At 63.1% G+C, this 26996-nt stretch carries 20 protein-coding genes and 1 pseudogene; 6 read left to right on the top strand and 15 right to left on the bottom strand.

Annotated features, from left to right (window positions below; all coding sequences use genetic code 11):
• Position 1 precedes the first annotated feature (1 nt).
• A complete protein-coding gene (locus tag ACFUOZ_RS07325) occupies positions 2-2902 on the top strand; it encodes a chitobiase/beta-hexosaminidase C-terminal domain-containing protein (RefSeq protein ID WP_377546242.1) in 2901 nt (966 codons plus the stop codon).
• Positions 2903-3037: 135 nt separating this feature from the next.
• The gene (locus ACFUOZ_RS07320) at positions 3038-4831 is read left to right on the top strand and encodes a DUF222 domain-containing protein (protein ID WP_377546240.1); all 1794 of its coding nucleotides are present in this window, start codon (positions 3038-3040) and stop codon (positions 4829-4831) included.
• Between the two features lie 43 nt (positions 4832-4874).
• Here the strand turns inward: ACFUOZ_RS07320 and ACFUOZ_RS07315 are convergent, their stop codons facing one another.
• From ACFUOZ_RS07315 to istA, 3 genes are all read right to left on the bottom strand, one after another.
• On the bottom strand, positions 4875-5900 hold the full coding sequence (locus tag ACFUOZ_RS07315) for a Gfo/Idh/MocA family oxidoreductase (protein WP_377546238.1): 1026 nt from the start codon (positions 5898-5900) through the stop codon (positions 4875-4877).
• A 353-nt stretch (positions 5901-6253) separates the two neighbouring features.
• The gene (gene istB / locus ACFUOZ_RS07310; RefSeq protein ID WP_377546236.1) at positions 6254-7042 is read right to left on the bottom strand and encodes an IS21-like element helper ATPase IstB; all 789 of its coding nucleotides are present in this window, start codon (positions 7040-7042) and stop codon (positions 6254-6256) included.
• Positions 7042-8259, bottom strand: a complete 1218-nt coding sequence (gene istA / locus ACFUOZ_RS07305) for an IS21 family transposase (protein WP_377546234.1) — start codon at positions 8257-8259, stop codon at positions 7042-7044. The genes istB and istA overlap by 1 nt, the downstream gene beginning before the upstream one ends.
• Before the next feature lie 268 nt (positions 8260-8527).
• Between istA and ACFUOZ_RS07300 the strand changes: the two genes are divergently transcribed.
• Positions 8528-9922, top strand: coding sequence for a hypothetical protein (locus ACFUOZ_RS07300; protein WP_377546232.1), 1395 nt, complete (start codon positions 8528-8530; stop codon positions 9920-9922).
• 145 nt (positions 9923-10067) lie between these two features.
• On the opposite strand, the pseudogene ACFUOZ_RS07295 reads toward ACFUOZ_RS07300, so the two are convergent.
• Positions 10068-11084 (bottom strand): annotated as a pseudogene (locus ACFUOZ_RS07295) (sugar phosphate isomerase/epimerase family protein).
• Positions 11081-12268, bottom strand: a complete 1188-nt coding sequence (locus ACFUOZ_RS07290) for a Gfo/Idh/MocA family protein (protein ID WP_377546230.1) — start codon at positions 12266-12268, stop codon at positions 11081-11083. Before ACFUOZ_RS07290 ends, ACFUOZ_RS07295 begins: the two are co-directional and overlap by 4 nt.
• Positions 12269-12428: 160 nt before the next feature.
• Here ACFUOZ_RS07290 and ACFUOZ_RS07285 point away from each other — a divergent pair, with 160 nt between their 5' ends.
• Positions 12429-13448 (top strand): LacI family DNA-binding transcriptional regulator, encoded by a 1020-nt coding sequence (locus tag ACFUOZ_RS07285; protein WP_377546228.1) that lies wholly within the window; start codon positions 12429-12431, stop codon positions 13446-13448.
• Positions 13449-13516: 68 nt separating this feature from the next.
• Here the strand turns inward: ACFUOZ_RS07285 and ACFUOZ_RS07280 are convergent, their stop codons facing one another.
• The 3 genes from ACFUOZ_RS07280 to ACFUOZ_RS07270 form a co-directional block, all read right to left on the bottom strand.
• The gene (locus ACFUOZ_RS07280; protein WP_377546226.1) at positions 13517-14443 is read right to left on the bottom strand and encodes an ATP-binding cassette domain-containing protein; all 927 of its coding nucleotides are present in this window, start codon (positions 14441-14443) and stop codon (positions 13517-13519) included.
• A gap of 12 nt (positions 14444-14455) precedes the next feature.
• Complete coding sequence (locus tag ACFUOZ_RS07275; RefSeq protein WP_377546224.1) at positions 14456-15508, bottom strand: ABC transporter permease; 1053 nt, start codon at positions 15506-15508, stop codon at positions 14456-14458.
• Positions 15509-15572: 64 nt separating this feature from the next.
• Entirely contained in the window at positions 15573-16565 is a 993-nt protein-coding gene (locus ACFUOZ_RS07270) for a substrate-binding domain-containing protein (protein ID WP_377546222.1), read from the bottom strand.
• Between the two features lie 319 nt (positions 16566-16884).
• On the opposite strand from ACFUOZ_RS07270, the gene ACFUOZ_RS07265 reads away from it, so the two are divergent.
• Both ACFUOZ_RS07265 and iolB read left to right on the top strand, forming a co-directional pair.
• Positions 16885-17625 carry a GntR family transcriptional regulator gene (locus ACFUOZ_RS07265; RefSeq protein WP_377546220.1) on the top strand — a complete coding sequence of 247 codons (741 nt, stop codon included), beginning with the start codon at positions 16885-16887 and terminating at the stop codon, positions 17623-17625.
• Positions 17626-17641: 16 nt separating this feature from the next.
• On the top strand, positions 17642-18535 hold the full coding sequence (gene iolB / locus ACFUOZ_RS07260) for a 5-deoxy-glucuronate isomerase (protein WP_377546218.1): 894 nt from the start codon (positions 17642-17644) through the stop codon (positions 18533-18535).
• Positions 18536-18603: 68 nt separating this feature from the next.
• Here the strand turns inward: iolB and ACFUOZ_RS07255 are convergent, their stop codons facing one another.
• Genes ACFUOZ_RS07255 through iolC form a run of 7 tightly spaced genes read right to left on the bottom strand, consistent with a single transcriptional unit; the run spans position 18604 to position 26982 of the window.
• Entirely contained in the window at positions 18604-19473 is an 870-nt protein-coding gene (locus ACFUOZ_RS07255) for a sugar phosphate isomerase/epimerase family protein (protein WP_377546216.1), read from the bottom strand.
• A gap of 11 nt (positions 19474-19484) precedes the next feature.
• Complete coding sequence (locus tag ACFUOZ_RS07250; protein WP_377546214.1) at positions 19485-20498, bottom strand: Gfo/Idh/MocA family protein; 1014 nt, start codon at positions 20496-20498, stop codon at positions 19485-19487.
• 49 nt (positions 20499-20547) lie between these two features.
• Positions 20548-21465 carry a sugar phosphate isomerase/epimerase family protein gene (locus tag ACFUOZ_RS07245; RefSeq protein ID WP_377546212.1) on the bottom strand — a complete coding sequence of 306 codons (918 nt, stop codon included), beginning with the start codon at positions 21463-21465 and terminating at the stop codon, positions 20548-20550.
• 28 nt (positions 21466-21493) lie between these two features.
• Positions 21494-23005, bottom strand: coding sequence for a CoA-acylating methylmalonate-semialdehyde dehydrogenase (locus ACFUOZ_RS07240; RefSeq protein ID WP_377546210.1), 1512 nt, complete (start codon positions 23003-23005; stop codon positions 21494-21496).
• A gap of 45 nt (positions 23006-23050) precedes the next feature.
• Complete coding sequence (gene iolD / locus ACFUOZ_RS07235; protein WP_377546209.1) at positions 23051-24997, bottom strand: 3D-(3,5/4)-trihydroxycyclohexane-1,2-dione acylhydrolase (decyclizing); 1947 nt, start codon at positions 24995-24997, stop codon at positions 23051-23053.
• A gap of 6 nt (positions 24998-25003) precedes the next feature.
• A complete protein-coding gene (locus ACFUOZ_RS07230; protein ID WP_377546207.1) occupies positions 25004-25966 on the bottom strand; it encodes a deoxyribose-phosphate aldolase in 963 nt (320 codons plus the stop codon).
• The gene (gene iolC, locus ACFUOZ_RS07225; RefSeq protein ID WP_377546205.1) at positions 25963-26982 is read right to left on the bottom strand and encodes a 5-dehydro-2-deoxygluconokinase; all 1020 of its coding nucleotides are present in this window, start codon (positions 26980-26982) and stop codon (positions 25963-25965) included. Before iolC ends, ACFUOZ_RS07230 begins: the two co-directional genes overlap by 4 nt.
• Positions 26983-26996 lie beyond the last annotated feature (14 nt).

Below are 26996 nucleotides of genomic sequence, written 5' to 3'. Positions count from 1 at the left end.
TGTGGACCGTCCAAAATACGCTCGGCGTCGTAGTCAATTCCCCCTGTTCCGTACCAAGAGAATCCTTGGCCTGCTGCTGGGCTCATCCGTGGCCTCGTCCGCACTCACTGTGGGAATCGCCGCCCCTGCCTCGGCAGCGGTTCCGCCCTGTCCCGGCACAGGGGGTGCCATGCAGGTCGTGGCCCACACAGATGATGACCTGATTTTCATCAGTCCCGACTTCATGCGGGACGTCCAAGCCAAACGTTGCGTGCAGACGATCTACGCCACAGCCGGTGAGGCAGGCGAGGGTCCTGCCTACTGGAACAGCCTCGAAGCCGGAATCCGGGCAAGTTATTCCAAAATGGCCGGCGTAGCCGATGCCTGGACCACCTCTGACGCCGGCATACCCGGACGTCCCCTCACGCTTCAAACATTGAACGCTGCGCCCAACATCTCAGTTGTTTTCATGCGGCTTCCGGACGGCTTCCCGGACGGGACGGGCAGCAGCCGTTACAACGGCCAGAGCATTTTGAAGTTGTGGGATGGAAGGCTCAGCTCCATCCGCCCGGTCGATGGTGCGGCAGCCTTCACCAAGGCCCAATTCCAAACGACGCTGAACCAGCTGGTGGCCAATTACCGACCCACCACCTTCCGCACCCAAGACTGGACAGGCAGTTACCAAAACCCTTATGACCACAGCGACCACTGGGCTACGGCAAAGTTTGCCCAATTGGCCAGCAGGGCCTACACCGGTCCCCATACGGCTTCGGCATACGACGCCTACGTGATCGACGAATATGCCCAGAACGTCACCGGCGCAGATCTGACCAACAAGGTCAACACCTTTGTACGCTTCGCTGACTTCGACAAATACCTATGCGGCAGCCCATGCCCCGCACCTCCGTACAGCGACTGGCTTAAGCGGCAGTACATTACGGCCATTGAGTGGACGGGCAACGCTGCCAAGTCAGCAGGGACCACCGCGAGCGCTTCCTCGCAGAAGGCCTCGGCCCAGAGTCCTGAAAAGGCGCGCGACGGGTATGCCTGGGGCACTCCCATGGATGCAGGACGAGAGTGGGTGACCAACGGCGGGAAGGCCGGCAGCTGGATCCAGTACAACTTCTCCCCCGCCCGGACCATCAATGCCGTGACACTCTTTGACCGGCCGATCCTCAGCGATCAGGTCACCGGGGGCAACTTGGCCTTCCCGGACGGCAGCACTGTGCCTGTGGGGGCACTGCCCAACAACGGCTCCGGACTGACCGTGAACTTCCCGGCCCGGACGGTCACCTCTGTCCGCTTCAATATCAGCTCCGTCAGTGCCTCCACCACCAACGTGGGCCTTTCCGAGTTCGAGGCCCACATCACAGCCGATGTCATCGCACCGGAAGTAACAGCGACACCCGCCGGCGGCACCTACGACATCGGGCAAAAAGTCTCCCTGGCCGTGAACGAGCCCGCAACGATCTACTACACGATAGACGGAACCAACCCCACCACAACCAGCCCGAAGTACGCTACTCCGATCACTGTGAATGGCCCGCTGACGCTGAAGTACTTCGCGGTGGATACGGCGAACAACCCATCGACCGTGATAACCCAGAACTACTCCACCGGCCCCGATGTCACCAAGCCGGTTGTGACGGCCAACCCGCCCAGCGGCGAATACGCTGCGGGGACCACCATCACCCTCACGTCCAATGAAACAAACTCCGTCATCAAATACACGAAGGACGGAAGCGATCCCCTGGCAGCAGGAGTGGCGTACTCCGCACCCGTAGTGTTCCCGGGCCCCGGTCCGATGACCCTCAAGTTCTTCGCCACGGATCCTGCCGGAAATGTCTCAGACGTCGTTACCCAGAACTACGCTGTTCCGCCGGACACCAGGGCACCAATGGTGACGGCGAGCCCGACCAGCCGCGCGCTGGCCAGTGGGGCAACCATCACGCTCTCCGCCGACGAACCAGGCGCCAGCATCTACTACACCACCGACGGCAGCACACCCACGACAACGGCGTCTGCCACGAACATCAAGTACTCCACGCCGATTGTCATGGGAACATCGCAGCTGAATCTGAAGTACATCGCAGTGGACGCGGCAGGGAACGCCTCGCCCGTGGGAAACCAGACCTACACGGTTCCCGCAGCCGGTCCGCCGTCGTCCCATGATTTCAACGGTGACGGCAAGTCAGATGTCTTGTCCTCCGACAGCGCCGGCAACCTGTTCCTCTACCCGGGTAACGGCGCGGGAGGCCTTGGGCCACGGCAAACAGCGCTCGCGGCACCGGCATGGTCCACGATCACCGACATCGTCACCCCCGGTGACTTCAACAGGGACGGCAAACCGGATCTGCTGGCGCGCGCGGGAGACGTGCTGTGGTTCTACCCGGGTGATGGCGCAGGCAGTTTCGGCGCACGTGTCCAGGTCAGTGTCGGGTGGACCACCATGAGCCAACTGTTCTCGCCCGGCGACTTCAGCGGCGACGGCATCCCGGACCTCATCGCCCGGCGAAGCAGCGGCGATCTGCGTCTCTACGAGGGCACAGGCAGCGGCGGCCTGCGGACACCCACCACCATAGGGACCGGCTGGAATGTTATGAATGCAATTCTGAGCACGGGGGACTTTAATGGAGATGGTACGACAGATGTGCTGGCCAGGCGCGCCGATACCGGCGCCCTTTGGCTCTACCCCGGCAACGGAACCCGAGGGTGGCTCCCATGGAAGCAGATCTCTGCGGGCTGGGATAACCGAACATTGATCGCAGGACCCCGGGACCTCGACGGCGATGGCAAGAACGATGTCGTCGGCCGGATCGGTGACACCTTGTGGCTCTACCCAGGCAGCGGCAGCGGGACCTTTAGCAACGTCCCAGCCACCAGCCTTGGCAGCGGTTGGCAGGCCATGAAAACGATCGGTTAGCCAACCCCAAAAACCTGGCGCGGGTCGGAGTTTTCCCCCAGACTCTTCGGCCCGCGTCAGCCATGTCCGGGGCTCCAACTCCGGCTTGGGGTCAGGGGTGCTAATAATGTCGGACCCCGGTGACAGAGTTGATTCATGGGAAGCATTGGGGATGTTTTGGCGCGGCGGGCAGGTTCGCCCGGCGCCAAAGTGCTGCCCCGACAAGCCCGCCGGAGTGACGTAGTTCGGCGGAGCGATGAAGTTCGGCGGGTGATCCCGGCGGCCGAGATCAAACGCACCGCCGCCCTCATCGAAGCCGGCCAGCTGGTACCAGCCGCGGACAGACCCGTCACACAGGCAGAAGACCCTTCCACTTTGCTGCGCGAAGGCGGAAGCAATGGGCTCGCGGCTGCCATGCGCCCGGCCTGCACAGGGTTGGCCGAAGCTCTCGCCGAGGGAGCTGCCGCGGTTGAAGTCCTGCGCTCATTTGCTGCGGCGGACGCCCGGTTGTTCGACTTTACGGAAGCCTCGGACTTCGCGGGTCAGGTCGAGGAGATCGCCCGCGGCCTTGAGTATGTGCAGATCGTGGCGGCCCAAGTTGTAGAACGGACCCGGTCCGAAGTGCAGGCACGGCAGTCCCGGCCGTCCGGTGCCCGGGAATGGCGGACGGGGTGGACTGAACCAGTCGGTGAGTCTGCGGGAGGTACTGAGGAAAGCTTGGACGGCACAGTCGGGGCCGGGTCCGTGGCGGGTGCTGGGTCTGTTGCGGTGGGTGGGGGCAGTGTTCTTGATGATGGGTACCGGAACGCGGCGGAGTTCTTGCGGGCCCGATTGCGGATCGGGATCGGTGAAGCACGACGCCGGCTCGCCCTCGCCGCCGCCGTGCTACCGCAGACAGGAATGGCCGGGCAGGAAATTCCGGCACGCCGTGAAGTGTTGGCCGACGCCGTGGCCGCAGCTGCCGTCCCCTCACGCTCGGCGACGATCATCAGCGTAGCCCTGGACAAGGCCCAACATTTCACCGATGACGACACCCTCACCCGGATGGAACACGCCCTGACCACCACCGCGGCAGAAAGTGACCCCGACTTCGTGACCAAAATGGCCAAACGCTGGACCGATGCCATCGACCAAGACGGCCCCGAACCCACCGAAGAAGCCCTCCGCCACACCCAAGGAGCCTTCCTCCGCCGCCGACGCCGCCACGGACTCCACCACCTGGAAATCTTCGCCACCGCCGAACAATACGAAACCCTCACCACCGCCATGAACGCCGCCACCAACCCCCGACTCACCACCACCAGCCCAGACAGCAGCGACAATTCACCCGGCCCGGATCTTGACCGGCGCTCCCGGGCCCAGAAACTCCTCGACGGCCTCGTCGGAGCCTGCAGCCTCGCCATGACCACCGGGAAACTACCCTCCAACGGCGGACTCCGACCCCAAGTCACCGTCACCATCGACCACCGCGACCTCTACACCCAACTCACCCACAGCACCGCCACAGCCCGGAACCCGCTCAGCACGGGCACCGCGACCTTCACCGGCCCTATCCACCCGGGCACCATCCGCAAAATAGCCTGCGACGCCGACATCCTCCCCGTCCTGCTCGGCACCGACGGAGAAATCCTCGACATCGGCCGCACCACCCGGATCTTCCCACCCCACATCCGCAAAGCCCTCAACGCCCGGGACCAAGGCTGCGCTTTCCCCGACTGCACCATCCCCGCACCCTGGTGCGAAGCCCACCACATCACCTACTGGTCACACGGCGGGCCCACCAGCACCAACAACGGCGTGCTCCTGTGCTCACACCACCACCACCTCATCCACAAAGAACAATGGCGCATCGACACGAAAACCGGGACACCCTGGTTCAAACCACCACCCCACATCGACCCCCACCAAACACCACGACGCAACCACCACCACACACCACTACGAACGTAAGGGGTGGCCAGCCGTGCATGGCCTGATGACTGCGGCGCGAGGGCTACCCAGAAACCCTGACCGGTGCACCCGTCTCCAGGGACTCCTGAGCTGCGTCGGCTACCTTGGATGCAGCCACTGCGTCCTCGGGAGTACAAGGGTTTTTGCGTTGCCCGAGCACAAGTTCCACGAACGCGGCCATCTCCGAGCGATAGGCCTGGTCGAAGCGCTCAGCGAAGGTGGCATGCGCCGCACCGGAAGGAAACACAACTCCCGGTTCAGCAGAACGCATGGCCATGTGCTGGTCCATGCCCACCAGCACCGAGCGTTCGGAGCCTTGGAGTTCCAGCCGAACATCATGCCCGGCCCCGTTGTAGCGGCTTGCCGAGACCGTGCCTACTGTGCCGTCGTCGAACGTCACCACAGCCAGAGCGGTGTCGACGTCGCCAACCTCGCCGATTGCCGGGTCGCCGTTGTTGGAGCCCTTGGCATAGACCTCCACGATTTCCTTGCCGGTGAGCCAGCGGAGTATGTCAAAGTCGTGGACCGAGCAGTCGCGGAACAGGCCACCGGAGGTAGCAAGGAACTGTACTGGCGGCGGCGTCATGTCGCACGTGACGGCACGGACCGAATGGATCCATCCGAGCTCACCGGCATCGTAGGCGCGCTTGGCCTCGAGGTAACCGGCGTCAAAGCGGCGTTGATGGCCGATCTGCACCACGCCGTTCTTCTCCCTGATGTAGTCAAGGACCGGCAGTGATTCCGCCACGTTCACGGCCACCGGCTTTTCACAGAACACGGGGATTCCGGCGTCCACACCAGCCCGGATGAGGTCGGGGTGGGTGGCGGTGCCCGTGGCGATGACCAGCCCGTCAACTCCCGAGCCGATCAGTTCCTCCACGGAACCCAGGAACTCAGCACCAACCCGTGAAGCGACCGAGCGGGCATGCTCCTCGGCCACGTCGGTGAGTTTCAGCCGGACCTGGACACCCTCCTGGGCCAGGGTGTCGTTGAGTGCGCTGATGTTGTTCGCGTGCATCACGCCGATCCGGCCCACACCCACCAGGCCCAGGGTCACTACATTCGTCATTTTCTGTCTCCGTCGCTGCAGCAGAACCTAGTTACTGATGCGACAGTAGACCTTGTCAGTTTGTCCTGTCAAAGGTTTACCGAACTCCTCGAGTAACTCGCAACAACACCGTTCACGTCATGAAGCACCCCATCGCATCACTAGAAGGTTGCATCAGAGAGATACCAAAGACCCCCAGACCCAACTGTGCAGGAGTAGAGCCCTGAAGACACCGGCGATGCTATTCAACAAGATTTCGATGTGGCTGGGCGGCCCTTGGCCGGCAGTGCTATACGGAAAACTCAATAGTTATGTCAGCGCTGGTCGAAAATTGAGCCGTTTCGTGGGTTGAAAACTGAGCCACGTTGACGTGGTTATTCTCCCGTATTTTCCGGTCTTGTCGAGGGCAGTGAGTCCGTTTGTGTGTGTTTGAGCCGGTAACTGGAGCCTTTGAGGGTGATGACCTCGGCGTGGTGAACGATCCTGTCGATCATGGCCGAGGCCACGACCTGGTCTCCGAATACATCACCCCAGCGGGCGAAGGGCAGGTTCGAGGTCAGGATCAGAGATGCGTGTTCGTAGCGTGAGGAAACGAGTTGGAAGAACAGGTTCGCGGCGTCTTGTTCGAACGGGATGTAACCGACCTCGTCCACGATGATCAGCCCGTAACGACGCAGCCGGACGAGTTCCTGCGGCAACCTCCCGTTCTGGTGCGCGGCTTGGAGCCGGGCGACCCAGTCGATAGCGGTAGCGAACAAGACCCGGTGGCCCAGTTGCGCGGCGCGTAGTCCCAGCCCGGTCGCGAGGTGGGTTTTCCCGGTGCCGGGCGGGCCGAGCAGGACGATGTTGGATGCCTCGGTCAGGAACGCCCCGGTGGCCAGATGGGCGATGGTGTCGCGTTTGAGGCCGGGCTGGTGGTCGAAGCTGAAGTCCTCCAACGATTTGCGGGCCGGGAACCCGGCGGCCCTGGTACGGGCTTCGGCTCCGGAGGCTTCGCGGGCGGCGACTTCCCGGGAAAGGACCGCGGCGAGGTATTCCTCATGGGTCCATCCGGCCTCTCGTGCCTGCTCAGCGAGACGGGTGGCGGCTTCCCGGATCCGGGGTGCTTTCATGGCCCGGGAGTAGTACTCGATCTGGCCGACTGTTTCCTTGGTCGCAGGCATCACGCGACCTGCCCGTCATCAAGGTCGATCCCGAACGCGCGGTCGTAGTCAGCAAGGTCCCGCAGCCCTGCTGTGTCCGGAGCGGGTGCGGGGTTTTGGAAGGCTTTGCGCAGGGTCCGGGCGGCGTCGACGTGGTCCGGGTCGGTGATCGTCAAGCCGGTGCCCCAGGACCGGGCGTGATCACCTACGGTTCTGCCGTCCAGGCTGATGCGGATCGTGTCCAGGTCGGCGGTGATCTCGACGAACCGGCCGATGGCCTGCGGGTGGACGGAGTAGTCATTCGATACCACCCGGACGTAGTAATCCCGTGGGAGTCTGATCCGGGCAGCGAACCCGGTCACGGGTGGGACCGGAGGCAGGGCCAACATCGCCGCCTTGTCCGCCGCGAGCAGGTCCGTGGGCCGGGCCCCGGTCCGTCGGACCAGCCGGGCGTTGGCTTTAGGCAGCCACTGACCGAGCTGGGCGTTGAAGTCCTCGGGCGAGGCGAAGGACCGACCTGGCAGGAATGATGTTTCGAGGAACCCGTTGGCCCGTTCCACCACTCCCTTGGATTCCGGGTCGTAGGGCTTGACCTGCACGATCTTCGTCGCGAGGACTCCGGCGAACGCCGCGACCCCGGCCGCGAAGCTGTTCCGGCGACCGATGCCTGTCTCGTTATCCCAGATCAGCCGCCGCGGAACAGCGCCCAACCCACCAAGGAGTTCCCACATGCCCGCGAGCAGATCCCCGGTCGTGCGGGAGGGAATCATCCGCGCCATGATGAAACGCGAATGCGAAGACACCATCACCAGCACCGGCAGGATTTTCGGCTTCCCGGACCCGACCGGGATCCGCGCCTCCGGGAACCACAAGTCGCACTGGGCCTGCTCGCCCGGTTCGTAACTGATCCGATCCGCGGGATCCGGTGGTGCATACTCCGGCCGGATTCTGGCCACGTTTTCCCTGAACCAGGCCGGTGACCCGGTCCAGCCCACCCGCTCTGCCACTACCGTGGCCGGCATCCGCGGATTCTCTTTCAACAAGGCCCGGATAGCCGGCTCGACTGCCTTGATCCCGGAATCCTGCGGCGCGCGCACATACACCGGCGGCCCTTCGGCACTGACGGCCTTGGCCACCGTATTCCTCGAGATACCCAGCCTTGCGGCTATCGATCTCATCGACTCACCCTCGGCAAGATGCAACCGCCGAATAAGCGCCCAATCCTCCACAGTGATCACCCACCCAATCGTTTGGAACGAGTGGCTCAGTTTTCAACCGTCACAATGGCTCAATTTTCGACCGTCACCGACAAGTTATGGGTCTGTTGTCGTTGAGATGCGGTTCAGTGCCACAACGTTTCGAGGACTGATCGACCAAGCGCTCAGCACAAACGGCTGGACGATCGAGGACGATAGCTGTTGGGAATCAGAACGACAACTCACGGTGGTGCGCCTCGGCCCCCAACTCGTTGGCGCAAACGCCGGGGACACAGCGCTAGAAGACCTTATGACAGCGATGTCTTCCGTTCCCAACAAGCTGAACTTAGTGGAAGCGAGGCATGTTGAACCAGTTTTCACACAAGTGCCCGAATGGACAATTGACGAAAACGCAACGATTGTAAGAACGCCCGACAGAAAAGCACCCAGAATCTATGGGGACCGGACCCATGTGCTGGAACGCTTCGAGGCGCTCTTTCCACTGATGACCCCAATCCCCGCGAACGCTGCTGCACGCGAATTGGATCCTGAATTAAGGCGCGCCACCATCCCTGGCTCGCGATGGGCGGCTGCGTTCGCAGCAATCACAGCCCTCATCATGATGGTTTTGGGATGGCTTTTCTACTCTCAACCGGATCAGGCATTGAACGCTCCCGAACTGCTGCCGGTCGTCGCGCCGCTAACCATGGTCGGTATCGGCGCCTGGGTTTTGGCCTGTCATCTCGTTTACAAGCTGGAGCTTCTGGTTGCTGATCGCATGGGGAAGTTCAAAGGTTCGGCGTTCAACCGTCGATTCATCAAAGACCCCTCGCTGACAGACTCGCCAGTCGCACGGGGGGCACTCCGGTCATGGAGTTGGCCGAGCGGACGCTCGGCTGTGGATTCGGGAATCAAGACCTACATGCGGATCAGATTCGCGGCCATCATCGTAGGGCTTGCAGGCCCCTCGTTTGCTGTTGGGGGTTTGGCCCAGATTCAGTGGGCGACCCGCCCGCCAAGTCCGGACGTGCTTATTGGAGCCATCATCGCACTGTGTTTCCTGGGCGTCGTTTGGCTTGCAACCCAGCTGGTTAAGGCTCGATTGCTGCTCCGCGCACGAACGCTTCCACGACTGACCCTGAATATTGCCTCTGCCGCGATCATTCTCACTATCCTGACGCGGTTCCCGGCATGGGCCTACTTGGTCGGCATGGAAGCAGGGCACCTGGTTGGCATGGTCGACTGGACCCAGTTCCTTTCTTTCATCCCTGCTATTGGCGCCCTGCTGTTCCTGTGCCTGTGCGGATGGCTTGCGACATGGTTCGGCCGCCAAATGGGCTCGGGTGGCTTCCTGATGACCTTCATGTTCGGGATTGCGGCACTGCTGTGCGTGCTCATTATTGCCCAATCCGAAATGATGACTGGATACAACCTCCGTGTTCAGGGGACCTCTGAATTCGCCAAAATTAACTATCCCGTTCGGGCGTGCATGACGAGACTCACCGATCCTGCCAATCCACAGCCAGTCTGGCTTCTGGGCAGTACCGGCAGCCAAGCCATATTCACGACGCGAAGTCCTGGTACGGAGCCCTTGACGGTTCCAGGTCATGTGTCTGCGATGCCCAGCAGCGGCATCATTCTCGATATAGTCTCAGACGAGACGTCTGCTGACGGAGCGTTCGCGAACGGGTGCCCAAAATCTTGAGAACACGCTGACGGCCCAGCGACTTGCAAGCACTTTGCCCTTTTGGTCTGGAGATGCGCTTCGCTCGGTCACCGCTCGCCGCCAGCATGCTCCGCAAAAGGCAGGGCGGGGAAATGAGCACCGCCTTGCCAGGCATTCTTTCTGCTTAGGCAGGATTCAACGACGCTTGGAGCGCCAAGTCCGCGTCCCGCAACACCTTCGCCGCTACCTCGAGGCCCTCGATCCGGCCCAGGGAAACATCCTCATGTTCGATATTGACCAGCATGTCCGGGTCCACTTCCTGAAGGGCGCGGAGGAACTCGGTCCAGTAGGCGGTGTCGTGGCCACGGCCCAGTGCAACAAAGTCCCAGGCTGAGTTCTTCGGCCATTCGTTGGCCCATTCGTCTCCGCCAAGGTTTGTCCGGTTCTCCTCGGGTGAGAGCCGCCTGAAGCTGTTGTCCAGGACACCATACAAAGCAGCGTTGCCCGTGTTCACTCGGACGTCCTTGGCAGCGGCCTGAAACACCAAAGGGCCAAGTTCCCGGACCACGGCCACCGGGTCCATTTGCTGCCAGAACAGGTGTGAGGCATCCAGTTCCACGCCTACATGGGTGGCCCCGGTGAGTTCGATGAGCCTGTAGACATCGGCCGTGTTGAACACGATGTTCTGCGGGTGCAACTCCAGGGCGACCTTGACCCCGTGGTCAGCGGCCAGCCGGTCGGTCTCCCTCCAGAATTCCTCCGCCAGCCCTCACTGGTAATCCAGCACGTCCAGCGCCGCAGAGTTCCAGGCGTTGACTACCCAGTTCACCACTGTGGCGCGGGGTTCGCCGCCGGGAAGCCCGGACATGGTTACCACCCTGTCTTGGCCAAGGCGGTGTGCCAACCGGATGGAGCGACGGATGTCCTCCGAATGCTTTTCGCCGATTTCCCGGCGCGGGTGCAGTGGGTTGCCGTTGCAGTTCAGGCCCGCGATGGAGACGCCGGTGCCCTCGAAAATGCCCAAAAAATCGTCCCTGGCAGCATCCGAAACCAGGATGTCGTCCATAGTGGGCACATGCACCGCCGGAAGGAACCCGCCGGTATTGATCTCGATGCCCGTCAGGCCCAGGTCGGCAATGACCTTCAGGGCCTCCGGCAAGGACCTGTCGTGCAGGATCGCGTTGTAGACGCCCAGCTTCATAGCGTGATCTTCTTTCCGTTGTTCAGGGCAGATTCGGCAACAGCACTGAGGAGTTCCATGTTGCGAACGCCCTCGTCGAAGGTTGCGCACCGCGGCAGCGACTCCGCCTCAGGAAGGCCGGCAACTTCTTCCAGGAAGGCACGGGCCTGGTAGCCAAAGGCATCATTCTGGCCGAAACCAACTTCGGGGGCGTCCATGGCGAGACCACCCGCGATGTAGGGATGCCCGGGGCCCAGAATGACTTGCCGGTAGCCGTTCTGCAGGCCCGATTCGTCATTCAGGAACAGTTGGACTTCGTTCGGGCGGCGCTGGTCGAACTTGGCGCCTCCGTTCTCGCAGAATACTTCGAACTGCAGGCTGTTGGCGTGCCCGGCTGCCACCCGGGAGACCTCAAAGCTGCCCGCTCCGCTGGTGAACTCCGCATTGAAGGCCGCGTAGTCATCATTTTCCACGGCTTCAAAGGTGTCGGACACGTCAACGTGGTCGTGGCCCATCACAGCGCTTAGTGGCAGAGGGCGCTTGTCGATCGCGGTGGCCAAACGCCCGCCGCTGATGGACTGGATGTCGCCGCACAGGAATTCGGAGATGTAGGTCAGGTGGCTTCCGACGTCGGCGAGCGCACCGGAGCCAGGCCCACCCTTGTAGCGCCAGCTCATGGGGGCGGCGGGGCTGAAGCCATAGTCCGTCCAATAGCGGCCACTGAAGTGCAGGACGTTCCCGAGGGTGCCGTTGCGGATGAGATCCCGGATGTACGCGATGCCAGGGGTCCGGCGGAAGGTGAAGCCGATGCGGGCCAAGGTTCCCCTGGCTTCCGCGGACCGGGCAGCATCAGCCATGGTCCGCGCGTCGGCCATGGTGTCACTAAGCGGCTTCTCGCACAGCACATGCTTCCCGGCGGCCAACAGCCCTTCGACCACTTCGCGGTGGAGTGAGTTGGCGATGACCACGCTTACCACGTCGATGTCGTCGGCCTCCGCAATGGCCTGCCACGAGGTGTCGTTGCGTTCGTATCCGAACCGCCTGGCAGCCAGGGAGCCGAATTCGGCGTTGACGTCCCCGATGGAGACCAGGCGCAACTGGGGAAGTACGGGGCTGTAGAGGGCAGATGCCGTTCGGTAGGCGGCAGCGTGGGCTTTGCCGGCCATGCCTGCGCCGATAACGGCGACGCCGAGGCTTTCAGCCATTGATTTCTCCTTTGAAATGTCGCCGCAGCAGGAGCGCTGAGCAAGCGTTTTTGTAGCGCTACAATTTTGCACTGGCACTGATCGTAGTCATGTCTATATGTCCTGTCAATGTCTCAGGGGTTATCCTCGAAAGCAGAACCGAAAGGCATCGAAGATTCCCTTGAAAAGCGCCGAAACACAGAACCCTCCCCTCGCCAAACGCCCCACGCTGTACGACGTCGCCTCCCAGGCCGGCGTCTCGCCGTCGTTGGTTTCCCTGTACCTCAAGGACCCCGAAAGGATCAGCGAAAAGCGCCGGAGAGCTGTACAAAAGGCCATCTCCGACCTCGGCTACCGCCCCAGCCGGGCAGCTACCACCCTGGCCAGCAGCCGCACTAAAAGCATCGGCTTGGTCATCGACGACTACCGGAACCCGTGGTTCGTCGACCTCCTGCGCGGAATGGAATCGATTCTGTCCGACCTCGGCTACCAGGTGATGCTCGCCGACTCGCGTCCTGGCGAGAACCGCATCAAGGAAGCCACGGACGGGCTGCTGGCCATGCATGTGGACGCGCTGGCGCTTGCCGCCGAGCCCAGCGATGCCATGCTCCCCGGAACCTGGGTTCCCACCGTGGTGGCCGGGTGGCGCAACGGCGTCCCCGATGGGGCGGACCTCATCACCAACGACGACGACGGTGGCGGCAGCCTGGCGGCGAACCACCTGTTGGATTTGGGTCATGTCCGCGTCGGTCACCTCTCAGGTTCCGACGGCGCTTCCGCACACCGGCGGGCCGGTTTCCTGCGCGCGGCGGAGACCGCCGGCGTCGAAGCTGTGGTCAGCCAGTCCGCGGGCACATCGGAAGAGGACGGCTACCAGGCAGCCGTGCGGCTCCTGGAGAGCCACCCCGACACCACCGCCATCTTCGCGGCCAACGACACCATGGCAGTCGGCGCGTTCGCCGCGCTCAAGGCACGCGGGCTCTCAGTTCCGAGTGACGTATCGGTGATCGGCTACGACAACTCGCCCCTGGCAAAGTCGCGATATCTGGACCTCACCACCATAGACAACCGGAGCGACCTGGTAGGCGTGGATACCGCCCGCAGGCTGCTGGCAAGGATCGCAGACCCTGGCCTCCAACCGGAGCGGAAGCTGATTGAGCCCACGCTTGTGCAGCGCGGCACCACGTCCACCCGGCGCTGAAAACCGGGGCAATAAACGGCCCTGGCCGGAACCCCCAGGGGCTCCGGGCAGAGATACGCCGAGAAAGCCTAGTGAGGCTTTGCAGTGGGCTCAGGCGCGGCTTCAGCGACGTCTGCAACCTCGGCCTTGACTTCCTCAAGTGCAGCAGAATGTCCACCCAGTTGCTCCAGCTCGTGGGCCAACTCGGCCAATTCCGCGCCGCCTGCCATCTGGGCCGTCAGCTCATCCAGGCTGATGTCCTTCTTGTCGTAGTAGCCGATCGACTTGCCACGCTTGAGCAGCAGGAACCGGTCGCCGACGGGATACGCGTGGTGCGGGTTGTGGGTGATGAAGATGACGCCCAGTCCCCGGTCGCGCGCCTGCAGGATGTAGCGAAGCACGACGCCGGACTGCTTGACTCCCAGCGCGGCCGTCGGTTCGTCGAGGATCAGGACTTTGGCGCCAAAGTACACTGCACGGGCGATGGCGACACATTGGCGTTCACCGCCGGAGAGTTGGCCGATTGGCTGCTCCACATCACGGAGGTCGATGCCCATGTCGGCGAGTTCCTTCTTGGTGATGTCCTTCATCTTCTGGACATCCATGCTCTTGAACGGGCCGAAACCGCTGGTCAGCTCCGAACCGAGGAAGAAGTTCCGCCAGATGGGCATCAACGGGACAACGGCGAGGTCCTGATAAACGGTGGCGATGCCGGCGTCGAGGGCGTCCCTGGGCGAGTTGAACTTCCTGGCGTCCCCCATCACCTGCAAGGTGCCCTCGTCGTGCTGGTGGAGTCCGGCGATGATCTTGATCAGGGTTGACTTGCCGGCGCCGTTGTCGCCGAGGACGCAGGTCACGCGGCCATTGTCCACGGCCATCGTGACATCGCGCAGGGCAATGATGTTGCCGTAGTGCTTGCCTATGCCGTCCAGTGAGAGCAGATGCACCGGTGTGTGCGTCAAGGGGTCCTTCTCGTCTTTCAGCAGGGTTTGCTGGTCGATCTGTTGTGCGTTCATGGTTCCGGCCCCTTACTTCAGCTCTGCCCGGCGTTTGACGATGAGGTTGACGATGGTTGCCAGCAGGAGCATCAAGCCCAGGAAGAACTTGAACCAGTCCGGGTTCCATTGTGCGTACACAATGCCCTTGTTGGCCATGCCGAAGATGAATGCGCCGATCGCGCCGCCCACTGCCGAGCCGTAGCCACCGGTCAGGAGGCAGCCACCGATAACCGCGGCAATGATATAGAGGAACTCATTGCCTACGCCTTCGCCGGACTGCACGGCGTCAAAAGCGAAGAGGTTGTGCATTCCGAGGATCCAGCCGCAGAACCCGACGGCCATGAACAGGCCGATCTTGGTTTTCGTGACCGGAACACCCACGGCGCGGGCGGCGTTGGCATCGCCGCCTACTGCGAAGATCCAGTTGCCGACGCGGGTGCGCAGCAGCACCCAGGAAGCAATGAGGACCAGGACAATCCAGAAGAACACCGTGATCTTGACTTCCACGCCGCCGATACTGATGGAGGAAGCGAAAACCGCACGTGCCGATTCGAAGCCATCAAGCTTGGAGATGGACGGCGAAGAGACACTTCCGCCGATCAGTCGTGTCAAGGCCAGGTTGAGCCCGGTCAGCATCAGGAACGTCGCCAGCGTGACAATGAAGCTGGGGAGCTTGGTCTTGACCAGGATCCAACCGTTGATGAAGCCGATGCCCAGTGAGACCACCAGGGCCAACGCAACTCCCACCCAGGCGTTCAGCGAGAAGTTCCAGCTGAAGAGCGAAGCCGTCAGCGCGGACGAGATCACGGCTACGCCGGTGGAGAGGTCAAACTCACCGCCGATCATCAGCAACGACACACCCACCGCCATGATGCCGATGGTCGAGGACCCGTAGAGGACGGTAGCGAGGGCATTCGGCTGGGTGAACGTCTGCGATACGGAAGCGAAGAAGATGAACAGGACCACGGCACCTACGAGGGCGCCGACCTCAGGCCTGGCGAGGAATTTTTGGAAGGGGTTGCGTCGGCCTACCCGTTCATCACCAGGCGATGTCGCCGGCGGCAGGGTTGCTGTGTTTGCCATGGGAGTGACTCCTTGTTGTCCAGGCTGCGCGGCGGCCATCCGCCGCGCAGCCTGATGCCGGGATCTAGCGAACGCCCTGCTGGGCGAACTTGAGGACGTCGGAAGCGTTGGACTTGTCCACGATGGTGGGACCGGTCAGGACAGGTTGGCCGCCGCCGATCTTGAAGCCTCCACGCTTTGCCTGCCACAAGGAATCAACGGACATGTAGCCCTGTAGCCACGGCTGCTGGTCAACAGTGAAGATCACCGCTCCATCCACGATCTTTTGCGCGAGGTCGGCATTGAGGTCGAAGCTGGCTACCTTGGCGGAGCTTCCGGCGTCGGAAACCGACTTGAGCAAGGTAAGGGTGATCGGAGCGCCGAGCCCGATGATCACGTCGGCGTCCTTGGCGGCCTGGAGCTTGGCCGTTGCCGTGGACTGCACCGCAGTCATGTCCTTGCCGTCAACGTAGAGGATCTCCGTGGCGGGAACCTTGGCCTTCACACCGGCACAGCGCGCCTCAAGGCCCACGTGACCCTGCTGCTGGATGACGCACACTGGGTGCTTGTAGCCCTCGGCCGCGAGCCTGGTGCCAACGGCTTCACCAGCGAGTTGCTCATTGGAACCGAAATGGGTGAATGCACCGAGCTGGGCCGAGATTGATTCACCTGCGTTGAGGCTCACTACAGGGATGCCCGCATCGGTCGCCTTCTTCAGGACATCCTTCAACGCATCCGGAGTAGCGAGGGTCAGGGCGATGCCATCCACCTTCTGGTCAATGGCCTGCTGGACCAACTGCGCCTGGCGACCAGCCTCAGGATCGCTGGTGTAGAGGAGTTCCACGTTGTCCTTCGCGGATGCTTCCTCCGCCCCCTTGCGGACAATGTCCCAGAACGTGTCACCTGCAGCAGCATGCGTAATCAAGGCAATTTTGATGCGGTCGGTGCTGGCCACCTGGCCGGCAGCCGCTCCACCGGCGTCCGCCGGCTTGCCGCCCTGGCTCGAACAGGCGCTGAGTGCCACCAAGGGAACCACCGCAGCGACGACCGCCGCTTTGCGCCATGAGAATTTTGCCACCGTTATCTCCTTTGATTTCAGGTTGAGGGGTCCGGAGACTCGTATCCGGATCTCCCCACTACTCAGATCATGGTGACTGACCTCACACTTTGTCAATAGTTTGTCCTGACATTAGGATGTTTTTACGAACTCCCCTCGAGTAGATGTCCAGAAGCGACCTGCCCGAACCCCTGTCCTTGACGGCCATACCCCGGCTGCTATCATCAGAAAAAGGCAGTATGTCCTATCAAGCGAACATGGGCGGACATACGCTTCCATCCGGCGGAGGAGCCGCATCCTGCTTCCCTCGCCGGCTTCAGCAGGCGTCCAGGAGGAACCAGTGACGAACCAACTCAGTCTCAGCATCGATCGTTCGTCCCCGGTACCCCTCTACCACCAGGTGGTACAGGGCATCGAGGCCGCAATCCACAGCGGAATCCTGGAACCCGGCAGCCGCCTGGACAACGAAATAGATCTCGCCGCGCAGCTCAATCTGTCCCGGCCCACCATGCGAAAAGCCATGGACGAGCTGGTCCGGGCAGGACTCCTGGTCCGCAAACGCGGCGTGGGCACGCAGGTTGTTGCCAGCCAGGTGCGCAGGCCACTGGAACTCTCCAGCCTCTACGACGACCTCAGCAATAACGGCAAAAAGCCCACCACCGAGGTCCTGAGCTTCTCCCATGTAGAGGCCGATGCCGCCACGCTCACAGCCCTCCAACTGCCTGCAGGGTCCAAGGTCTACCACTTCACGCGACTGCGCAAAGTGGGCGGGAAGCCCTTGGCCCTCATGGAAAACTGGGTCCGGGACGACATCACAAGCATGGACGAGGCCCAACTCGCCAGCGAAGGCCTCTACGCCATCCTGCGCCGCGGAGGCGTGAACTTCCGGCTGGCCTCCCAACGCATCGGCGCCATGATCGCCAACGACTACCAGGCGCCGCTCCTTGAAGCCGAGGTTGGGTCTGCCCTGGTCACCATGGAACGCACCGCAGTGGACGACACCGGACGCATGGTGGAAACCGGACACCACGTCTACCGTGCCGATTCGTACAGCTTTGAAATGACACTCGTACAGCGCTAACGCAAGGAATTTACTTATGGCCAACTGGGTATACCCGCTGGGAACCGCCAACGACGGTAAATGGGACATCTCCCTCGGCACCTCCGATTCGAGCCTCGCCATCGAAGGCTGGGCCCACACGGGGCTGAAGACCGCGGCGCTCGCCCCGGGTGCCGCCGTCGAACTTCCTGCCGCTCCGGAGGAGCGCATCGTGGTGCCGCTGAGCGGCTCCTTTACGGTGAAGGTCGACGGCGGGACGTACAGTTTGGCCGGTCGGCAGTCCGTTTTCCACGGGCCGAGCGACGTCCTCTACACCGGCATCGACAAGGCCGTCACCATCAGCTCCGACGACGGCGGCAGGGTCGCCGTCGCGACGGCACCGGCGAAGGCTTCGTACCCCACCCGCCTGATCACCGCAGCCGAGACCCCGGTGGAACTCCGGGGCGCAGGCAACTGCTCCCGCCAGGTCCACAACTTCGGTACGCCCGCGGCTCTGGAAGCAGATCGCTTCATCGTCTGTGAAGTCATCACCCCGGCCGGCAACTGGTCCTCCTACCCTCCCCACAAGCACGATGAGGAGAAGGACGGCGAAACCAGCCTCGAGGAGATCTACTACTTCGAAACCCGCGTAGCCCCCGGCTCGCCAGCCCCGGACGAAACCGACGCTGTAGGCTATGCCCGCGTCTACGCCTCCGACGAGCGGCCTATCGACGTATCCGCTGAAGTCCGCACAGGCGATGTGGTCCTGGTCCCCTACGGCTGGCACGGCCCGGCCATGGCAGCGCCGGGTTATGACCTCTACTACCTCAATGTCATGGCCGGCCCGGGACGCGTCCGCGACTGGCTCATCAGCGACGACCCCCACCACGGCTGGATCCGCCAGACCTGGAAGGGCCAGGACATCGACTCGAGGCTCCCCTTCACCGCCTGAGTTTTTGTACAGATAATGCCCCTAAGACGAGGTCTTAGGGGCATTATCTGTACAAAAACTCGAGGTTTCTAGGCTTGGGCGATGTAGTCCGTCATCGTCTTGAGCTGGTAGCGCGAGACTTCCTCGGCATTCTCGTCTTCTGCAAAGACCGAAGAGACCATCACGGTGTTCGCCTTGTCCAGGAAGCCGATCTCCTTGAGGCCACCGAAGAACTCGTTCCAGTTGACGTCGCCGTCGCCGATCTTCAGGTGCTGGTGGACCCGCACCGCGTTGCCCGGCGGGTTGGTGATGTAGCGCAGGCCGTGGGAAGCATGGTGGTTCATGGTGTCGGAGACGTGGACCAGGCGCAGCTTGTCTCCGGCGGCTCGCATGATTTCCAGCGGCTTGTTGCCCATGTGGAAGGTGTGCGAGGCAACGTAGACCATGCCGATGTTCGGTGAGTTCACGCCACGGATCACGCGCAGTGCAGCCAGTCCGTCCTCCACGAAGTCATCCGGATGCGGGTCGATCAGCACATCCAGTCCCTCCCGCTCGATGATGGGCAGGAGTTCTTCCATGGAGCGGTAGAAGGCCCGCTCGGACTCTTCGGCCTTCTCAGGGCGACCGCTGAACTCGGTGTTCATGGTCTGCACGCCCAAATCCACGGCGATCTGGATGGCACGCTTCCAGTAACGGACCGCGGCCTCACGGGCGTCCTCGTCCGGGCCCGACCAGCGGAGCACGGGCAGGACGGAGGCGATTTCGACGCCGGCATCCTTGCACGCTGCCTTCAGCTTCCCCACCAGTTCGTCATCAGCCTTGGGGTGATTGAAGAACGGAATGAGGTCCGCATGCGGGGTCATCTGCAGATACTTGTAACCGAGGTCGGCCGCCACCCGAGGAAACTCCAGCAGGCTGTGACTGTGGTGGAACGGGGTGGGATCAAGTGCGATTTTCATGCCCACGCCCCCTAGCTGTAGAGATCCGGCTTGGTGTTCAACTGCACCTTGACCTTCTCGCCGGACTTCTGGGCCTCGACGCCGGCCTCACAGCACGCTGCTGTGGCGTAACCGTCCCAAGCCGTCGGCCCGCCGATTTCACCGCGAAGCGCGGCATCCACCCAAGCCTGCACCTCGACGTCGTACGCCGCACCAAAACGGTCCTCGAAACCAGGGGTGACATTGCCGCCCCACTTGCCCGCGGTCTGGATGTACGGACCCGAGTCGCCACCGATGCTCACGATGCCGTCCTCGAAGGAAGCCTGCGTGGCCACCTGGTAGCCGAACTTGGCGTTGACATAGATCTCGACGTCGGCCAGTACACCGGACTCGGTTTCGAGCAGCACGTGCTGTGGGTCATGCTGGCCGTTCGGAGCGTTTCGCGTCGGCTTGCCCAGACGGACCTGCACCGAGGTGATTTCCTCACCCGTGAAGTAGCGGATGGCGTCGAACTCGTGGACCACGGAGTCGTTGATCAGCATCTCGTTGGTGAAGCCCTCGGGCGTGCTCGGGTTACGGTGCTGGTGGTGCAGCATCAGCAACTCCCCCAACTCGCTGTTGCGGATGATGGAACCCAAAGCCGAGTACTCGGCGTCGAACCGGCGCATGAAGCCAACCTGGATGCGCTTGTGGCCCAGGGCAAGCTCTGCCTGGACAACCTTCCAGGAGCTTTCGGCGTCCGGTGTCAGCGGCTTCTCGCACAGAATCGGAAAATCCTTCTCCAGCGCCTTGTAGAGGATTTCCTCGTGGAGGAACCCTGGAGTGGCGATCAGGACGGCGTTCACGTCGCCGTTGTTGAGTGCCTCCTCGGCGCTTACCAGCGCAACGGCGCCGTCAATACCCTCGATGGCGGCTTCGGCACGGGCCAGGTCAACGTCGACGACGGCGGCAACTTCAGCGCCGTGGATGCGCGTGCTGAGGCGCTTGATGTGGTCCGCACCCATGCGGCCTGCGCCGATGACGGCAACGCGGAGAGTGTTTGTCACTGTTTCTGTCCTTTGGTGAGGTGTGGTTGGGCTGCTACTGGACACGGGGCTACTGGACACGGGTCCGGGAGCCGCAGGAGAGCAGGTAGTTGCGGGTGCGCTTGGCGATGGGCATCGGCACGTCGAATGCCACCGGGTACATGTCCTGCTCCACGATGCCGAAGATGGGCCGGTTGAGCCCTTCCACGGCTTCGATGACTGCGCGCAGGTCGGGAAGGCCGTTCGGCGGCTCCGTCATGACACCGGCCAGGTTGGCGGCTGCCCAGGTCATGTTCTTTTCGTTCACTTCTGCCAGGACCTCGGGGTTGATCTGCTTCAGATGCAGGTAGCCGATGCGGTCCGGGTAGTTCTTGATGAGTTCCAGGCTCGAAGCCCCGCAGTACTCGGCGTGGCCGGTGTCCAGGCATAGGTTCAGGTACTCGGGATCCGTCGCCGCCAGGAGGGTCTCGATGTCCTTCTGGGCGCCAACGTGGGAATCGGCATGGGAGTGGAACTGCTGGTGCAGGCCGAAGTCCTCCAACAGGACCTTACCCATGCGGTTGTGGCCGGCGAAGAGGTCTGACCACTGCTCATCGCTGAGTTCACCGTTTTCCACGGCCTCGCCCGTGACATCGTCCCGCCACATGGCCGGAATGACCACGATGTGCTCGCCGCCCATGGCAGCCGTGAGTTCGGCTACTTTGCGGGCCGGTTCCCAGGCTTCGTCGTACTGCTTGGCGCCGCGGTGGAATGCGGTGAAGACTGTGCCCGCGGTGACCTTCAGGTCACGCTGCTTGAGTTCTTCGGCGAGGCGGGTGGGGTCGTTCGGCAGGTAGCCGTAGGGTCCGAGCTCGATCCATTTGTAGCCGGACTCGGCAACCTCGTCCAGGAAGCGCTCCCAGGGTGTCTGTTTGGGGTCATCGGGGAACCACACGCCCCAGGAGTCAGGGGCGGTGCCAATGATGAGCTTGTTCTCGACTTCAGTCATGACAGCGGTGTCTTTTCTCTGCAGCGGGTCAGTTGGAGGGGAAGTTGTAGGAGGCACCGGAGGCGTGGTGGGTTTCGGGCCAGCGGGAGGTGATGACTTTGCCGCGGGTGTAGAAGGAGACGCCTTCGGGGCCGTAGATGTGCTTGTCGCCGAAGAGTGAAGCCTTCCAGCCACCGAAGGAGTGGTAAGCCACCGGGACGGGCAGGGGAACGTTGATGCCGATCATGCCCACAGTGACGGAGCGCTGGAACTTCCGGGCCGCTGCCCCGGAGGAGGTGAAGATCGCGGTGCCGTTGCCGTACGGGTTGGAGTTGATCAACGCGATGCCCTCTTCCAGGGTATCGACGCGGACCACCACCAGCACGGGCCCGAAGATCTCCTCCCGGTAAGCGGTCATTTCGGTCTTGACGTGATCGATCACGGTCGGGCCCACCCAGAAGCCTTCTTCATGGCCCGGGACCACGAGGTCGCGGCCGTCCACCACCATCGCGGCCCCGGCGGCTTCGGCTTCGGTGACGATCCGGAGGATGCGTTCCTTCGAGGCCGGGGTGATGACCGGGCCCATTTCGGCGCCAGGTTCGGTGCCGTTGTTGACCTTCACAGCCAGGGCACGCTCTTGAACCTTCTTCACCAGCAAGTCGGCGGCGTCTCCGACGGCGACAGCAACAGAAATTGCCATGCACCGCTCACCGGCCGAGCCGAACGCTGCGGCCGCGAGGTGGTCCGCGGCGTTGTCCAGGTCAGCGTCAGGGAGCACGATCGCGTGGTTCTTCGCCCCACCCAACGCCTGGACCCTTTTGCCGTGCTTGGTGGCGGTTTCGTGGACGTACTGGGCGATCGGCGTGGACCCAACAAAGCTGATGCCGTCCACGTCGGGGTGGGTCAGCAGGCCATCGACGGTTTCCTTGCCGCCGTGCAGGACCTGGAACACGCCGTCGGGCAGGCCGGCTTCCTGCCACAAGCGAGCCAGCAGCAGCGACGGGGAGGGGTCCCGCTCCGAGGGCTTGAGGATGAACGCATTACCGGTGGCAATGGCCATCGGGGCCATCCACAACGGAACCATCACCGGGAAGTTGAACGGGGTAATACCGGCCACCACACCGAGCGGCTCGCGGAAGGAGAAGACATCGATGCCGGTGGAAACCTGGTCCGAGTAGTCGCCCTTGAGCAGGGACGGGATGCCGCAGGCAAACTCGATGACTTCCAGGCCACGGCCGATCTCGCCCTTGGCATCAGAGAGGACCTTGCCGTGCTCGGCGGTGATCAGTTCGGCGAGTTCATCGACGTGTGCGGCGACGAGTTCGCGGAACTTGAACAACACCGCTGTGCGCTTGGCCAGGGAAATGTCGCCCCAGGTATCAGCGGCTTTGCGGGCAGCCGCCACCGTGGTGTTCAGGTCGTTCTCGTTGGCCAGGCGCAGCTCGGCAGTGATCTGTCCGGTGGCCGGGTTGTACACCGGCTGGGTGCGGTCACCCTCGCCGGCGGACTCGGCGCCGTTGATGAAGTGGTTGATGGTGGTCAAAGTGGTCGTCGTCGACATCTGCGGACTTCCTCGTCTTATTGCTCTTGGGGCGGGGTTTTGGGTTCAGCCGAGCAGCTTGCGCTGGCGGCTCTTGTGGTCTGTGTACGTCTTGTAGGCCTGCTGCGTGGATTCCAGCTCCGACACGGCTGAGACGGGAACGTCCCACCAGGACTCGGAGGACGGTGCGTCCAGCAGGGGGTCGGATTCGACGTGGATTACGATCGGGCCGGTTTCCGGGGCGGCTTTGGCTTCCTTGATTGCGGCACCGAGGGACTCGATGACATTCTCGCCCGGTTCGATCCGGATAACCTTGGCGCCCAGCGATTCGGCGTTGGTGGCGAGGTCGATGGGCAGGTTCTCACCGGCGTCGAAACTGTGCTGCTCCTTGTCCAGAACCCGGTACTGCGTTCCGAAGCGCTGCGAGCCGAGGGACTCGGACAGGGAACCGATGGAGGCGTAGCCGTGGTTCTGGATCAGGACCACGATCAGTTTGATGCGTTCAGCGACGGCGGTGACCAGTTCGGTGTGCATCATCAGGTAGGAGCCGTCCCCCACCATGACCACCACGTCCCTGTCCACGCCACCGGCGGCGGCTTCGGCCAGCGCTGCGCGCTTCACGCCCAGGCCGCCGGGGATTTCGTAGCCCATGCAGGAGTAGGCGTATTCGACGTGGTAACCGAACGGGTCCCGGACGCGCCACATCTTGTGGAGGTCGCCCGGGAGCGAACCCGCAGCGCAGATGACGACGTCGTGATCGTCCATCGCCTTGTTCGTCGCGCCGATGATCTCGTTCTGCGCCGGCAACGGGGTGAAGCGCGTTTCGAAGGCCTCATCCACGATCGCGTTCCAGCGCTTCTTTTCCGCCGCGACCTTCTCTTCCAAGTCAGCACCCACGCGGTAGCCGCCCAGGGCCTGGTTCAGCTTCACCAGCGCCTTGCGGGCATCAGCGACGATCGGCAGCGTAGTGCCGTGCTTGTACGCGTCGATCGGCGCGACATTGATGTTCACGAACTTCACGTCCGGGTTCTGGAACGCCGTACGGGATGCGGTTGTGAAGTCTTCGTAGCGCGTGCCGATCCCGATGATCAGGTCCGCTTCGGCAGCAATGGCGTTTGCCGCCGTCGTACCGGTTGAACCGATGGCGCCGAGGGAGAACTTGTGGTCCCACGGAAGGACGCCGACGCCTGCCTGGGTATTGCCCACGGGGATGCCGGAGAGTTCGGCGAACTTTGCCAGTTCCTCGTTCGCGTAGGCGTACAGGACACCGCCGCCGGCGATGATCAACGGGCGCTTGGCGGCACGGATTGCCTCGACGGCGCGGCGGATGTCGTCATCCTCGGCCTCCGGACGGCGGATCCGCCATTCGCGCTCCGCGAGGAATTCCTCCGGCACGTCGAACGCTTCGGCTTGGACGTCCTGCGGCAGCGAGATGGTGACGGCACCGGTCTCGGCCGGGTCCGTCAGCACGCGCAGTCCGTGGTGGAAAGCGGAGAACAACTGCTCCGGACGGGACACCCGGTCAAAGAACTTCGAGAGCGGACGGAACGCATCGTTCACCGTGATGTCGTAGGCATATGGCTGCTCGAGTTGCTGCAGCACGGGGTCGGCGGCACGGGTAGCGAACGTGTCCGAAGGCAGCAGTAGGACCGGCAGCCGGTTGGTGGTGGCCAGCGCGGCACCGGTCAGCAGGTTCGAGGAGCCCGGACCAATCGAGGTGCTGATCGCGAACGTCTGGCGGCGCCGCGTGTGCCGGGCATAGCCCACGGCCTGGTGGACCTGCGCCTGCTCGTTGCGGCCTTGGTAGTACGGCATGATGGACGGGTCCGCGGCCTGGTACTGCTTCAGCGCCTGGCCCACACCGGCCACGTTCCCGTGCCCGAAAATACCGAACGTGCCCGGAATCAGGCGCTCACGGAAGTCCTTGCCGCCCACAGAATCGACGGTGTACTGCTTGGACAGGAACTCGACCACGGCCTGCGCCACGGTCATCCGACGGGTTGCTGTTCCCATTGGTAGCTACTCCGATACTTTCACGGGGATACGGTCTGACGTGGTGTGCCCGGCAGCATCAGCTGCCACGGGCGCTGTGTTGTTCAGTAGCGAGGCGGCCGTCGCTACGGCACCGGCGACATCGCCGTCGTGCGGGTAAAGCAAGGTGCGCCCGACAGTGAGGCCCTGGACACCGGGGAGGGCGAGCGCGGCCTGCCACGAAGCAAACACCTCGTCCTGGCTGCCATCCGGGTCGCCGCCCAGCAGCACGGTAGGCAACGTGGTGGAGGCCATGACGCGCTCCATCTCGGCAACCACCGGCAGTTTCATCCAGGTGTAGGCGCTGGTGGAGCCAAGGCCCTCCGCGATGCCGACCGACTTGATCACGGCGTCGGCGCGGAGGTCGTTGCGAACCTTGCCGTGCGAATCCCGGACGGACAGGAAGGGTTCAACCATGGCGATGAGCTTGCGCTCGGCCAGGGAATCGATGGCCTTGGCTGTGGCTTCGAGGGTGGCCACGGTGTCGGGATCGCCCAGGCAGATACGGGTCAGCATTTTGCCGCCGTCTGCACCCAGGGCTTCCAGCGCGGCTGCCGTGTGGCCGGTGAAGCGATCGTCGAACTCATTGACCAGGCCGGCGAGTCCGCCACGGTTCATGGAACCGAACACCAGTTTGCCTTCAAGGGCCCCGAGGAGCAGGAGGTCGTCCATGATGTCGGGCGAGGCCAGGATGCCGTCAACGGCGGGGTTGGCCAAGGCGATCTGCAGGCGGTCCAACAGGTCGCGGCGGTCGGCCATCGCCATCGGCTCGGAGCCGACAGCGAGGGCCCCGCGGGCGGGATGGTCGGCGGCGACAATGAAGTTCTGCACCCCATGCTTCAGGCCGGGATGACGACGGCGGGTGGCAGCTGCGCGGGCCACGGCCTCCGGATCCTCAAGCCGGATACGGCTCAAGTGTTCATAGCGGCGGGGGTCATCGTTGAGGCTCAACGCACTGCTCCTTCTGCAATGGGGGCTTCGGCCGCGGTTGCGCCCGGGACAGGACGTCCGCGCTCGGCCAGCAGCGAGGTGACCTCCTCCGGCGTCGGCATCGCATCCGCGCAAGAGAGGCGGGAGGCGACGATGGCACCGGAGGCGTTCGCGTAATCCAGGACTTCGGACAGCGGCCAGCCGGAGAGCAGTCCGTGGCAGAAGGCACCCCCGAAGGAGTCACCGGCGCCCAGTCCGTTGACGGTTTCAACCGGTACCGGAGCCGAAACCACCCGCTCCGTACGGGTCTTGGCCATGACGCCTTCCGCGCCGAGCTTCACGACGGCGATCTCGACGCCGGCGGCCAGCAGGCGGTCTGCCTGCTCATCAGGGGTGCCCTCCCCTACGGCCACGGCGCATTCCTTGTCATTGCCGATCGCAACGGTGACGTGCGGGAGGATCTTGGCGACCTCGGCGCGGGCCTCTTCTTCGGAGGTCCAGAACATCGGGCGGTAGTCGAGGTCGAGGATGGTGAACTGGCCCGGCTTCAGGCCGGTCCGGGGCCGGGCCTGGTGTGCGGCGATATGCGCGCTCCGGCTCGGCTCCTGGCACAGGCCGGTGACGGTGGACCAGAAGATGCCGGCCTCCCGGATGGCATCCAGGTCCAGTTCTTCGGCCTTGATCTGCAGGTCGGGCGCCGTGGGAAAGCGACCGTAGAAGTACAGCGGGAATTCGTCCGTAGCGGGCTTGATCGCACAGAACGTCACCGCCGTCGGGTATTGGGTTACCGGCGAGACGAAGGAATCGTCAACATTGAACTTGTGCAGTTCGCGGTGCAGGTATTTTCCGAAGGCGTCGTCGCCAGTACGGGTGATTACGCCGGCACGGCGGCCATGGCGGGCGGCAGCAACGGCAACATTGGAAGGCGAACCTCCGAGGTATTTACCGAAGGACGTCACGTCCTCCAGATCCACTCCGATGTCGTTCGGGTAGATATCAACGCTGATGCGCCCGATCGTGAGCAGTTCGTGGGTCACGGTGATCGTTGACC

Origin of the sequence: Paenarthrobacter sp. NPDC057355, assembly GCF_042667405.1 — a bacterium.
Taxonomy (GTDB): Bacteria; Actinomycetota; Actinomycetes; order Actinomycetales; family Micrococcaceae; genus Arthrobacter.
This window is presented reverse-complemented; position numbering and strand designations above follow the sequence as displayed.

Bases quoted from the DNA above. Each gene is read 5' to 3' on its own strand.
- iolD (WP_377546209.1), bottom strand. From the start codon at position 24,997: ATGGGAACAGCAACCCGTCGGATGACCGTGGCGCAGGCCGTGGTCGAG.
- ACFUOZ_RS07290 (WP_377546230.1), bottom strand. From the start codon at position 12,268: ATGGCTGAAAGCCTCGGCGTCGCCGTTATCGGCGCAGGCATGGCCGGC.
- ACFUOZ_RS07275 (WP_377546224.1), bottom strand. From the start codon at position 15,508: ATGGCAAACACAGCAACCCTGCCGCCGGCGACATCGCCTGGTGATGAA.
- ACFUOZ_RS07280 (WP_377546226.1), bottom strand. From the start codon at position 14,443: ATGAACGCACAACAGATCGACCAGCAAACCCTGCTGAAAGACGAGAAG.
- ACFUOZ_RS07245 (WP_377546212.1), bottom strand. From the start codon at position 21,465: ATGACTGAAGTCGAGAACAAGCTCATCATTGGCACCGCCCCTGACTCC.
- istB (WP_377546236.1), bottom strand. From the start codon at position 7,042: ATGCCTGCGACCAAGGAAACAGTCGGCCAGATCGAGTACTACTCCCGG.
- iolB (WP_377546218.1), top strand. From the start codon at position 17,642: ATGGCCAACTGGGTATACCCGCTGGGAACCGCCAACGACGGTAAATGG.
- ACFUOZ_RS07240 (WP_377546210.1), bottom strand. From the start codon at position 23,005: ATGTCGACGACGACCACTTTGACCACCATCAACCACTTCATCAACGGC.
- ACFUOZ_RS07300 (WP_377546232.1), top strand. From the start codon at position 8,528: ATGACAGCGATGTCTTCCGTTCCCAACAAGCTGAACTTAGTGGAAGCG.
- ACFUOZ_RS07320 (WP_377546240.1), top strand. From the start codon at position 3,038: ATGGGAAGCATTGGGGATGTTTTGGCGCGGCGGGCAGGTTCGCCCGGC.
- ACFUOZ_RS07315 (WP_377546238.1), bottom strand. From the start codon at position 5,900: ATGACGAATGTAGTGACCCTGGGCCTGGTGGGTGTGGGCCGGATCGGC.
- ACFUOZ_RS07255 (WP_377546216.1), bottom strand. From the start codon at position 19,473: ATGAAAATCGCACTTGATCCCACCCCGTTCCACCACAGTCACAGCCTG.